The 11,498-nt window shown below is 65.5% G+C and carries 9 protein-coding genes and 1 tRNA gene; 9 read left to right on the top strand and 1 reads right to left on the bottom strand.

Annotated elements, in window-relative coordinates; translation table 11 throughout:
• Positions 1-154: 154 nt before the first annotated feature.
• The 8 genes from ppnN to AC5P6H_RS09455 all read left to right on the top strand — a co-directional run bounded on the left by ppnN (position 155) and on the right by AC5P6H_RS09455 (position 8,731).
• A complete protein-coding gene (gene ppnN, locus AC5P6H_RS09490) occupies positions 155-1,543 on the top strand; it encodes a nucleotide 5'-monophosphate nucleosidase PpnN (RefSeq protein WP_014036604.1) in 1,389 nt (462 codons plus the stop codon).
• 161 nt (positions 1,544-1,704) lie between these two features.
• Positions 1,705-2,220 carry a pilus assembly FimT family protein gene (locus tag AC5P6H_RS09485; RefSeq protein WP_041863227.1) on the top strand — a complete coding sequence of 172 codons (516 nt, stop codon included), beginning with the start codon at positions 1,705-1,707 and terminating at the stop codon, positions 2,218-2,220.
• A complete protein-coding gene (pilV, locus tag AC5P6H_RS09480) occupies positions 2,217-2,714 on the top strand; it encodes a type IV pilus modification protein PilV (RefSeq protein ID WP_046429810.1) in 498 nt (165 codons plus the stop codon). Before AC5P6H_RS09485 ends, pilV begins: the two co-directional genes overlap by 4 nt.
• 8 nt (positions 2,715-2,722) lie before the next feature.
• The gene (locus AC5P6H_RS09475) at positions 2,723-3,880 is read left to right on the top strand and encodes a PilW family protein (protein ID WP_241886656.1); all 1,158 of its coding nucleotides are present in this window, start codon (positions 2,723-2,725) and stop codon (positions 3,878-3,880) included.
• A gap of 5 nt (positions 3,881-3,885) precedes the next feature.
• Positions 3,886-4,407, top strand: coding sequence for a pilus assembly PilX family protein (locus tag AC5P6H_RS09470; protein WP_032954069.1), 522 nt, complete (start codon positions 3,886-3,888; stop codon positions 4,405-4,407).
• A 13-nt stretch (positions 4,408-4,420) separates the two neighbouring features.
• A complete protein-coding gene (locus AC5P6H_RS09465) occupies positions 4,421-8,176 on the top strand; it encodes a pilus assembly protein (protein ID WP_445391493.1) in 3,756 nt (1,251 codons plus the stop codon).
• A 23-nt stretch (positions 8,177-8,199) separates the two neighbouring features.
• Entirely contained in the window at positions 8,200-8,607 is a 408-nt protein-coding gene (locus AC5P6H_RS09460; protein WP_495202553.1) for a type IV pilin protein, read from the top strand.
• 47 nt (positions 8,608-8,654) lie between these two features.
• Positions 8,655-8,731: transfer RNA gene (locus tag AC5P6H_RS09455), tRNA-Asn, on the top strand.
• A 52-nt stretch (positions 8,732-8,783) separates the two neighbouring features.
• Here AC5P6H_RS09455 and AC5P6H_RS09450 read toward each other — a convergent pair.
• A complete protein-coding gene (locus AC5P6H_RS09450; RefSeq protein ID WP_049442247.1) occupies positions 8,784-9,329 on the bottom strand; it encodes a GspH/FimT family pseudopilin in 546 nt (181 codons plus the stop codon).
• Positions 9,330-9,457: 128 nt separating this feature from the next.
• Between AC5P6H_RS09450 and uvrB the strand changes: the two genes are divergently transcribed.
• Complete coding sequence (uvrB, locus tag AC5P6H_RS09445; RefSeq protein ID WP_014646599.1) at positions 9,458-11,482, top strand: excinuclease ABC subunit UvrB; 2,025 nt, start codon at positions 9,458-9,460, stop codon at positions 11,480-11,482.
• The last annotated feature ends 16 nt before the right edge of the window (positions 11,483-11,498 follow it).

Here is an 11,498-nt window from a genome sequence, read left to right as displayed (position 1 = left end):
CATCTGGAAATGTGCGCGGCGTCAACGCCGCCCAGGCGGTCCCGGACAGGCGAACGCGGGCAGCACACATCCAACGGTCGGGCTTCCCGGCCGTTTTGCTTTTTAAGGGGGCGGCAGTACAGTCGGAAACCTTGAAGGAAGCGAAAAATTGGATATGACCACGAACGAAAAATCAGCCCGTGCACTGCCGGTGCAGGATGCGCGGATCTACCCGCGCGGTGGGCTGGATGTGCTGTCGCGCGCCGAGGTCGCACGCCTGCGCGATGCCTCCGCCGGCGGCATGCATGAGCTGCTGCGCCGCTGCGCGCTGGCTGTGCTGACCAGCGGCAGCGCTTCGGACGATCCGCGCGCGGCGCGCGACCTCTACCCTGATTTCGACATCCAGGTGGCGCAGCAGGATCGCGGCGTGCGCATCGACCTGGTCAACGCACCGGCGATGGCCTTCGTCGACGGCGAGATCATCCGCGGTGTCGCCGAACTGCTGTTCGCCGTCGTGCGCGACCTGGCCTACATGGCCATCGAGATGGGCCCGGCCTACGCGGCCGAGCTGGAGTCGTCCGAGGGCATCACCAACGCGGTGTTCGGCCTGCTGCGCAATGCGCGCATCCTCAACCCGGGCGATCCGAACCTGGTGGTGTGCTGGGGCGGCCATTCGATCTCGCGCGACGAGTACCTGTACACCAAGCAGGTGGGTTACGAGCTGGGCCTGCGCGGCCTGGACATCTGCACCGGCTGCGGTCCGGGCGCGATGAAGGGCCCGATGAAGGGTGCGACCATCGCCCATGCCAAGCAGCGCCGCACCGTCACGCGCTACATCGGCCTCACCGAGCCGGGCATCATCGCGGCCGAGTCGCCGAACCCGATCGTCAACCACCTGGTGATCATGCCGGACATCGAGAAGCGCCTTGAGGCCTTCGTCCGCATCGGCCACGGCATCATCGTGTTCGCCGGTGGCGTCGGCACTGCCGAAGAGATCCTGTACCTGCTCGGCATCCTGCTGCGCGAGGAGAACAAGGACCTGCCGTTCCCGCTGATCCTTACCGGCCCGACCGTGGCGGCGCCGTACTTCGAGCAGATCGACCGCTTCATCCGCCTGACCCTGGGTGATGAGGCTGCCGAGCGCTACGAGATCATCATCGGTGACCCGGTCGCGGTGGCCAAGAAGATGGCCAACGGCATCAAGCGCGTGCGCGAGCACCGCCTGGCGCAGAAGGACTCGTTCTTCTTCAACTGGTCGATCGAGATCCCGTGGGAGTACCAGCAGCCGTTCGTGCCGACCCACGAGGCGATGGCCGCGCTGGACCTGCACCACGGGCGTGCGCCGCACGCGCTGGCGGCCGACCTTCGCCGGGCGTTCTCGGGCATCGTCGCCGGCAACGTGAAGGAGGACGGCATGCGCCGCATCGAGCAGTTCGGGCCGTTCCAGATCCACGGGGATCCGGACATGATGCAGGCGCTGGATGCGCTGCTGCGCGCCTTCGTCGAGCAGCGCCGGATGAAGATCTCCGGCGAATACCAGCCCTGCTACCAGGTGCTGGCCTGAACCCGGGCCGGCGCGATGGGGATCGCGCCGGCACTGGCAGGGGAGGGCGGCTCGTCAAGCCTTTGACGCCCGTCGCCCCGGATTGACCGTTCATCCTGCCGCCGCTTGCCGGTGGCGGGGCGATGGCCCATCGTGGCCACCAACACGCTGGGGAGCGTCCAATGTCTTTGCGCCGGCAAAACGGTTTCACGCTGGTTGAACTGATGGTCACGCTGGCCGTCTTCGTGATCCTGGCGTCGATCGCCTATCCGAGCTTCCGCGGGATGATCCGCTCGAACCGGCTGGCGACCGCCAACAATGAACTGATCGCGCTGGCCAACCTGGCCCGCAGTGAAGGCATCCGCAACAGCAACGGTGGCGGTGTCTGTGGCAGTGCCGATGGCAAGGCCTGTGATGGCGACTGGTCCAAGGGCGTACTGGCCTGGTCGGACCTTGATGGCGACGGTCAGATGGGCAGCAATGACGTCGCGCTGCGCTTTTCGCAGGGCAACCCGCAGCTGAGCGTAGTCGGCCCGCCGGGCGCGGTCATCGCCTTCGACGGGCGCGGCCGGCGCAGGGCGGTCGCTGATCAGACCCTGGTGCTGTCGCCGGATGCGTGCAAGGCCGGTGAATCGAAAAGCACGTTGACGATCAACCAATCCGGCCAGGTCCGGGTGACCAAGGGAGCCTGCTCATGAGCCGCCGCAACCTGGCCCGCCCGCGCTCGTCGCAGGGTGGCTTCAGCCTGATCGAAGTGATGGTGGCGGTGCTGATCCTGGCGTTCGGGCTGCTGGGCTTCGCTCTGCTGCAGACCACCAATGTCCGCTTCGTGCAGAGCGCGAATTACCGCACCCAGGCCACCAACCTGGCCAACGACCTGATTGAGCTGATGCGCGCCCAGCGTACCGACACGCTGGCCGGTGGCGCCTACTCCTCGGCCTCGTTCTCGGCCGGCTCGGTGAAGCCCAGCGGCGTCTGCGCCTGGCCGACCGGCGCTGCCGTGACGCCGAAGACGAACGTGGCGCGCTGGCAGTGCGAGGTCGCGCGCACGCTGGGCGAGAAGGCCAGCGCGCAGGTGACCTTCGTGCAGAGCACCGGCCAGGTCACCGTGGCCATCAGCTGGGGTGACCAGCGCTGGGATCCGAAGGATCCCGACAGCCTTACCACCTTCGGCCTGACGACCTTCCTGTGAACGCGCCCATGAGTCCAATTTCGCGAGCCCGAGGCCTGTCGCTGATCGAACTGATGATCGCCATGGTCATCGGCCTGGTCCTGATGCTGGGCGTCACCCAGATCTTCATCGCCTCGCGTGCGGCCTCGCGCCTGTCCGAAGGCGCGGCCCGTACCCAGGAGAACGCGCGCTTCGCGCTGGATTTCCTGCAGCGTGACCTGCGCATGGCCGGCCATTTCGGTTGCGTCAACGACCAGGCCCACGTGGTCAAGAACACCGGCGATGTCGGCTACCACCTGGGCATCAGCTCGGGCAGTGGCGACCCGCTGGATTTCTCGGTTCCGGTACAGGGATACGAGGCTGCAGGTACGGCGCCGGGCACCACGCTGACGCTGGGCCGTGCGTGGAGCGCGGCGCAGTCGGTTCCGAAGAGCATCGCCAACCTCAAGCCGGCACCATTGCCGGGCAGCGACATCCTGGTGCTGCGCCTGATGAGTCCGGAGGGGGCCGTGGTGACCGGCATCTCCGTGGCCGCGGGCGCGACCACCCTGACCGTCTCCAGTGATGGCATGGCCCGGCTGAAGGCCAACGCCGCAGGCACGCCGACGGTCTTCGGCGTGGCCGACTGCACCCGTGCCGACGTATTCCCGGCCACCATCAGCGGTTCGACGGTGAAGGTCGACAAGGTCGACCTGAGCAACTATTCGATCAACAACGCGATGACCATGCTGTATCGCGCCGATGGCATGGCGTATTACATCGCGACCAACCCCAATGGCGAGCCGGCGCTTTACCGGGCACGTGCCAATGGCGCCGGCGGCTACGCCGATGGCGAGGAGCTGGTGGAAGGCATCGAGAACATGCAGTTCCTGTACGGCCTGGATGCCACCACCAACATCTCCCTGCCCACGCCGCCGACCGGCCGCATCGTCGACCAGCGCGTGGCCAGTGCGGTCAGCACCGGCACCGATGCCGCCGCCGCCGCGCAGTGGCGACGCGTCGGCATGGTGCAGGTCGGCCTGCTGGCACGCAGTCCGCAGCGTGCGTCGGCCGAAGCGCCGGGCAGTGCGGCCACTTACCCGGCCATCCTGGGGGTGGGCTTTGCCCCGGCCGATCCTTACGACCAGCGCCATCGTGGCGCCTATGAAGCGTCCGTTGCACTACGCAACCGCTTGTTCGGGAACTGACGACCATGCGCACTCATCCTTCCTCCAGGCGCCGCCCCTTCGTTGCCCAGGCACGGCAGCAGGGCGCTGTTCTCTACGTCGCGCTGATCATGCTGGTGCTGCTGGCCCTGCTGGGCGTGATCGGCATGCAGGTGGCCGGCATGCAGGAGCGCATGGCGGCCGGCTACCGGGCGACCAACATGGCGTTCCAGAACGCCGAAGGTGCGGCGCGCAGCGCCGAGAACGCGGTGGAGAACATCGCCAACCGGAAGGATGCCGGTGCCAATCCGGCCGTAGCGTCCGCCGACATCAGCCAGCAGTGCGATGACGGTTTCGATCCGTCGGCCTGGGTCGCGAAAACCAAGCTGGGCAGCAAGCCGGCGATCTATGTCCGTGAGATCCAGGGCTGCATCCAGGGCGAGGGTGCGCTGGACATGGGCAAGTCGGTGGAGAAGCCAACGCCGGTCTACCAGATCACGACCTATGCCGGTGATACCACCAGTGATGCGACGTCGCGTGCGGCGATCGATACCGTATTCAAGCTGTGAGGGTGGGGAGCCCATGAACACTCGCAACCGCAGGATCCTGGCAGGCGTTGGCCTTGCCGTCTTGGCCGCTGGTGGCTATCTGGCGCATACCTTGTTTGCCGCACAGGCGCAGGGCGTGCTGGCACAGGAGCCGATGAACGTGCAGACCCGCGCGACACCGGCGTTCATCATGGCGGTGGACGATTCGGGTTCGATGAACTTCGAGCGCATGTTCCCCGGTGGTGACGGCCGCATGCGCTGGAATTCCAGCAATGGCAGCTTCTTCAACAACGATGGAAGCTTCTTCAGCGTGGGTACGGCGTGCGCCAACAACTCGGTGGACTGCTATCTCTACCTGTATCCGCACGCGGATTTCAACAAGGAATATTCGCCGGGTCGCGCCATTCCGCCGCTGGACATCTACGGCTTTGCCCGTTCCCATGTCTACAACGCCAGCTACTTCAACCCGGACGTGACCTACCGGCCGTGGACCAATGCCGATGGTACGTTGTGGGCCGATGCCTCGATCACCCAGACCCGTGCCGATCCGCGTTCGGCCCAGCGCGGTTACAACGCTGTCTACAACATGACGACCGACCGTTCCACCACGGCGGAACAGTTCCAGTTTGTCAGCGGCATGCGGATTCCCGACCTGTCCGGCACCGGCAACTCCTACTACACCGGTCGTGGCTGGAGCACGGCGGCGACCAGCATCACCAGCAGCACCACCTATGCGGTGACCTATTTCCCGGCCACGTTCTACCTGCCTGCGGCGGCACCGGCTCCGGCGGGCTACAAGACGGACAATGCCAGCCGGCCGCTGATCGCAGGGGCCTGTGGTCCCAGCTGCGACATGCGCCGCTACCAGATCAAGCCGGGCAACTATTCAAGTACCGCAGCCTACAACACCGCGATCCAGAATTTTGCCAACTGGTTCCAGTACCACCGCAACCGCGTGCTGGCGATCGTCGGTTCGTCGACCGCGGCGCTGGTGAGCGTTGACACGATGCGCGTGGGCTACTTCACCATCAACAAGCTCAGCAACGCGACCATGTACGACATGGTCACCAACCGTGCTGACCTGTACTCGCAGATCTACGGGTTGACCGCCAATGGTGGCACGCCCAATCGTCGCGCCGTGGAGTACCTGGTGGATCAGTTCCGCCGTACCGACAGCGGCGCGCCGGTGCAGCTGGCCTGCCAGCGCAACGGCGGCATGCTGTTCACCGACGGCTACACCAACTCCGGCAACACGGCGAACAGCGGCTTCGGTGATGCCGACTCGGTGAACTCCACCCACCTGCCGTCCATTCCGTTCGCCGATGGCTACAGCAATACCATCGCCGACATCGCGGCGGCGGCCTATGCCGGTTCCCGCACGCCCCTGCGTACCGGGACCAGCTTCCCGGCCGGGCAGGTGCCGGTCAGTGACAAGTGCAATTCGCTGGACAAGAGCAGTCCGGACTGGAAGCGCCTGGACTGCCAGACCGACCTGCACATGAACTTCTATGGCGTGACCCTGGGCGCGCAGGGCAAGATCTATGGCGTCAACCAGGCAGCGACCGACGATCCCTACAAGAACCCGCCGAACTGGGCCGGCAATGGCAACCCGGTAAATGTCGATGACGGTACCGTCATCGATGAACTGTGGCACGCGGCCGTGAACAGCCGTGGCGAATTCATCAACGCACAGACCCCGGCGGACGTCACCGAGGCCATGCGCCGGGTGCTGTCTTCGATCACCGGTGGTGCATCGCCGTCGGGAACGATCGGCATCAGTGGTGCGCGCATCGGCACCGGCTCACTGGCGGTGACTCCGCGCTATGACATCACCAACAGTGGCACCGACTGGTCGAGCAAGCTGACCGCATCCAGCGTCAAGGTCAACGCCGACCAGGTGGCGGAACTCACCGAGGTATGGGAAGCCTCCAGCCGACTGACATCGTCCGGTCGCCGGATCGTGGCCAACAAGCTGGGTTCGCCGGTGGACTTCAACAGCGCCCGCATCAGCCTGCAGGATCTGTGCAGCAAGCCAGGCGGCAAGTACGCGACGATGCTGGTCTGTTCCAGCGACAAGCTGACGACGATCAAGGCCGACCTCGCCAGCGCCATCAACTATCTCAGTGCCGACAGCTCGACCGAAGTCCGCAACGGCGGCAAGTACCGCGACCGCACCACGCCGCTGGGTGACATCGTCAATTCGGCGCCCGTGGTGAGCTCGCCGCTGGACGACTACGGTTACCGCCAGCTCGGTGGCGCCTACGCCAAGAGCTATACGGACTATCTGGCCACCAAGGCCAAGTCGCAGCGGTACATGGTGTATGTCGGTGCCAACGACGGCATGCTGCATGCCTTCGATGGCGGCATGAAGGCTGACGCCAAGCAGGATGGCACGGGTGGCACGGAGAGCTTCGCCTACATCCCGGCCACCGCGCTGGGGCATATGGCCAACCTGCTGTTCCCCTACAAGTCCGACACGGCCGACCAGACCTTCCGCCACCGTTATTACGTCGATGGCCCGGTAGCCGTGTCCGATACCTACAACGGCACCGCGTGGCAGACCAGCCTGGTAGGCACCACGGGTGCAGGTGGTCGTTCGGTGTTCGCGCTGGACGTCACCACGCCGGGCAGCTTCGGAACCGGCAACGTGCTGTGGGAAATCAGCGACATCAACTCGTCGCTGCGGGACGAGGTGCGCAACAACATCGGATTCGTGCTGGGCAAGCCGGTGATCGTGCCGGTGAAGAGTGGTACCGGCGTGGCCTGGAAGGCGATTTTCGGCAATGGCTACGGCAGCGCCAACGGCAAGGCGGTGCTGTTCGTGGTCGACATGGCCAGCGGCGACATCCGGATGATCGAAGCGGTCGAAGGCACGTCGGGCGCGGGCATCTCCGGGGACAATGGATTGGGCAATGTGGTCGTGGTCGATCGCTGGACAGGCGCGAGCCAGGATGCGCGCGGCCGTGATGGACTGGCCGACACCGTCTATGCAGCCGATCAGCGTGGCGCGGTGTGGAAGTTCGACCTGACCAGCAGTGCGAATACCACGCTGACCGTGCCGATGTTCACCAGCCAGGCGGCCCAGGACTCCTCCAACAAGACCTACCGCCAGCCGATCACCGGTGGCATGACCGCCGCGACCGGGCCCTCCGGTGGCGTGATGCTCTATTTCGGTACCGGCAGCTTCTCGTTCACCAGCGACAAGGATGACAAGGCGCAGCAGGCGCTGTACGCCGTGAACGATCTGTCGGGCAAGACGGTGACCTCGACGGTGACCGCTGCCAACCTGGTTCCGTACACGGCAGCGGCTGCCACGGCAGGGATCGACGAGCGCAAGATCACCGCAGGCGCGGCACCGGCCAATGCGCGTGGCTGGATGATTCAACTTCCTGCTGGCAACGGCGAGCGCGCGGTAGGCAATCCGACCCTGGTCAGCGGCATCGTCTTCATGCCGACCTATGTGCCCAACATGGAAACGGTAGGCTGCTCGACCAGTGGTTCGAACTGGCTGTTCGGACTGTCGTCGATCAGCGGTCTGCCGATGCTGGAGAACGTCCGCTACGGTTCTCCGGCCGGCAGCCAGCCCGGGGCAGGGACCGCGGCCATCGCGTTGAAGACTGGAGGAACCGCGCCGGTGCGTGACGTCTCGTTGTCAGTGCTGCCACGTCCGACGGACAACAAGGCGCCGCCCGGAGGCAGCTCCTGCTGGATGGCCGTCGGCGCGGCGGGCAGCCAGTCGTTGTATCTGCCTTACCCGTGCGGTCGCCAGTCCTGGCGCCAGCTCCAGTAACCCCAGTGCGAGGATCCACGCTCATGTTGCATACTCCCATGCCTCGCCGCGCGGCTGGCTTCACGCTGATCGAGCTGATGATCGTGGTGGCCGTCATCGCCATCCTGGCGGCGATCGCTGTTCCGTCCTACCAGGAGTACGTGCGCCGATCGCATCGTGCCGTGGTGAAGGCGGACCTGGCTGAGTACGCACAGCGCGCCGAGCGCTACCACACCAGCAACAACTCCTACACCGGCTACGCGCTGCCGACCAAGGTGTCGCCCCGTGATGGCGGTACCGTGCGCTACAACCTGGACTACAAGGGGGATGGCACCAGCTTCACCATCACCGCCACCCCGCAGGGCACGCAGGCCAAGGACAGCTGCGGCACGATGAGCGTGGACCAGGCCAACCGCAAGACGGCCGACGGTGGCGTTGCCAGTTGCTGGTGAAACAGGTGTTGATCTTCCTGTAATCGACCAGTACAATGCGCCTCCCCGCCCGAATAGCTCAGCCGGTTAGAGCACTTGACTGTTAATCAGGGGGTCGTTGGTTCGAGTCCAACTTCGGGCGCCAGACACTGCAAAAGCCGCGAGAAATCGCGGCTTTTGCTTTTCTGCGCAGGCAGTCAGCAGGGCGTATCGCGGTCCACGCGTTCACTTCGCACGCGGCCGCCATTGTTGACGATCAACGCACCGTGCAGCCGGTTGCCCGCGCAGATGCGCAGGGTCAGGTTGGCCCCTGGGCTGCGTCCGTCTGCCTGGAAGAACAGCTGGGGCCGCCCGCTGCTGGCCTGGGCAAGGATCGATATGTCCGAGCGCCCGGTGTGATGGTTCAGGATCGCCTCCGGCGACGTTGGCTCCCCGCGCTGGTCGCCACTGCGGTAGATGATCCAGCCGGCGCTCCAGTCGTCGCTGCAGTGCAGGCCGTCGATACTGGCGCAGAGGCCGATCAGCTCGCGTCTGCGCAATGCCTCGCTGCGCGCGCCGGCCAGGCTGGCGTGCAGGGTCAGTTGTAGTGCATCGGCGCGTTGCCGCAGCAGCAAAGGCTGCAGCGCCGGCCAGGACGCCGCCAGCAGCACCGCCAGCACGGCGATGACCACCAGCAGTTCGGTCAGGTGCACGCCCCGCGCAGAGCGGGGGCCGAGGGGGCAGGGGGCATTGGTCGGGTGCATGCATCCAGCCTCCGCGCCCGGCTGCGCGGCCGCCATCGGGAATCCCCGTGGCGGGCTGCCCGGCCACCCCTCAGCCAGCCGTCACCCCTCGCCCCGTATACTCATCCTTCCCGGGAACTGGCAACACCATGAGCGACAGTTTTGAACTTGTCTCGCCGTATTCGCCGGCGGGCGACCAGCCCGATGCCATCGCGAAGCTGACCAGCAACTTCGAGGCCGGCATCGCCAAGCAGACCCTGCTGGGCGTGACCGGCTCGGGCAAGACCTACACCATCGCCAACGTCATCCAGAACATTCAGAAGCCGACGCTGATCATGGCGCCGAACAAGACGCTGGCGGCGCAGCTGTATGGCGAATTCAAGGCGTTCTTCCCGCACAACGCGGTGGAGTATTTCGTCAGCTATTACGACTACTACCAGCCGGAAGCCTACGTGCCGTCGTCGGACACCTTCATCGAGAAGGACAGTTCGATCAATGAACATATCGAGCAGATGCGGCTGGCCGCGACCAAGACCCTGCTGTCGCGCCCGGACGCGATCGTGGTGGCGACGGTGTCGGCGATCTATGGCCTGGGCGCGCCGGAAGACTACCTGTCGCTGCGCCTGATCCTGTCCAAGGGCGAGCGCATCGACCAGCGCGACCTGATCAACCACCTGACCCAGCTGCAGTACACGCGCAATGAGTACGAACTGCAGCGCGGCACCTTCCGCGTGCGCGGTGAAGTGATCGACGTGTTCCCGGCCGAGTCGGACAGTGAAGCGCTGCGCCTCGAGCTGTTCGATGGCGAGGTCGAGAAGATCACCCTGTTCGATCCGCTGACCGGCGAGACGCTGCGCAACATGCAGCGCTTCACCGTGTATCCGAAGACCCACTATGCGACCACGCGCGAACGCGTGCTGGCGGCGATCGAGACGATCAAGGTGGAGCTGAAGGAGCGGCTGGAGCAGCTGTACGCGCAGAACAAGCTGGTGGAGGCGCAGCGTTTGGCGCAGCGCACCCAGTTCGACCTGGAGATGATGGCCGAGGTCGGTTACTGCAACGGCATCGAGAACTACTCCCGGCACCTGACCGGCAAGGCCGCCGGCGAGCCGCCGCCGACCCTGTTCGACTACCTGCCTGCCGATGCGCTGCTGGTCATCGACGAATCGCATGTGACCATTCCGCAGATCGGCGCCATGTTCAAGGGCGATCGCTCGCGCAAGGAAACCCTGGTCGAGTTCGGCTTCCGCCTGCCGTCCGCGCTGGACAATCGTCCGCTGCGTTTCGAGGAATGGGAGGAGCGTTGCCCGCGCAGCATCTACGTGTCGGCCACGCCGGGTCCGTATGAATACCGCGAGGCCGGAGACGAGATCACCGAACTGGTGGTGCGCCCGACCGGCCTGATCGACCCGGTGGTGGAGATCCGGCCGGTGGGTACCCAGGTCGACGACCTGATGAGCGAGGCCAACGCGCGCATCAAGGCGGGCGACCGCGTGCTGGTCACCACGCTGACCAAGCGCATGGCTGAAAACCTCACTGAATACCTCACCGAGCATGGCATCCGCGTGCGTTACCTGCACTCGGACGTGGACACTGTCGAGCGTGTGGAGATCATCCGCGACCTGCGCCTGGGCAAGTTCGACGTCCTGGTCGGCATCAACCTGCTGCGCGAAGGCCTGGACATGCCCGAGGTATCGCTGGTGGCGATCCTCGATGCCGACAAGGAGGGTTTCCTGCGCTCCACCGGCTCGCTGATCCAGACCATCGGCCGCGCCGCCCGCAACGTGCGCGGCAAGGCGATCCTGTATGCCGACCGGATCACCCGTTCGATGCAGGCGGCGATCGATGAAACCGACCGCCGCCGCGCCAAGCAGGTCGAGTACAACGAAGAACATGGCATCGTGCCGCGTTCGGTGGCGCGCCCGATCGTCGACGTCCTCGAGGGCGCGCGTTCGGATGCCGCGGAGAAGGAAGCCAAGAAGGGCAAGGGCAAGGGCCGGGCGGGCGTGGCCGAAGAGGCGACCGACTATCGTTCGCTGTCGCCGGCGCAGCTGGCTGTCCGTCTCAAGGCGCTGGAACAGCAGATGTACCAGCACGCCAAGGATCTGGAATTCGAGGATGCCGCGCGCGTGCGTGACCAGATCCGCCAGCTGAAGGAAGCCAGCCTGGGCTGAACGCGGCAGTGCAGCA

The organism is Stenotrophomonas sp. YJH_SMC_110 (assembly GCF_059369255.1).
Note: the sequence above shows the minus strand (reverse complement) of the source record. Positions and strands in the feature narration are given on the sequence as shown.

Bases quoted from the DNA above. Each gene is read 5' to 3' on its own strand.
- ppnN (WP_014036604.1), top strand. From the start codon at position 155: ATGACCACGAACGAAAAATCAGCCCGTGCACTGCCGGTGCAGGATGCG.
- AC5P6H_RS09485 (WP_041863227.1), top strand. From the start codon at position 1,705: ATGTCTTTGCGCCGGCAAAACGGTTTCACGCTGGTTGAACTGATGGTC.
- pilV (WP_046429810.1), top strand. From the start codon at position 2,217: ATGAGCCGCCGCAACCTGGCCCGCCCGCGCTCGTCGCAGGGTGGCTTC.
- AC5P6H_RS09475 (WP_241886656.1), top strand. From the start codon at position 2,723: ATGAGTCCAATTTCGCGAGCCCGAGGCCTGTCGCTGATCGAACTGATG.
- AC5P6H_RS09470 (WP_032954069.1), top strand. From the start codon at position 3,886: ATGCGCACTCATCCTTCCTCCAGGCGCCGCCCCTTCGTTGCCCAGGCA.
- AC5P6H_RS09465 (WP_445391493.1), top strand. From the start codon at position 4,421: ATGAACACTCGCAACCGCAGGATCCTGGCAGGCGTTGGCCTTGCCGTC.
- AC5P6H_RS09460 (WP_495202553.1), top strand. From the start codon at position 8,200: ATGTTGCATACTCCCATGCCTCGCCGCGCGGCTGGCTTCACGCTGATC.
- AC5P6H_RS09450 (WP_049442247.1), bottom strand. From the start codon at position 9,329: ATGCACCCGACCAATGCCCCCTGCCCCCTCGGCCCCCGCTCTGCGCGG.
- uvrB (WP_014646599.1), top strand. From the start codon at position 9,458: ATGAGCGACAGTTTTGAACTTGTCTCGCCGTATTCGCCGGCGGGCGAC.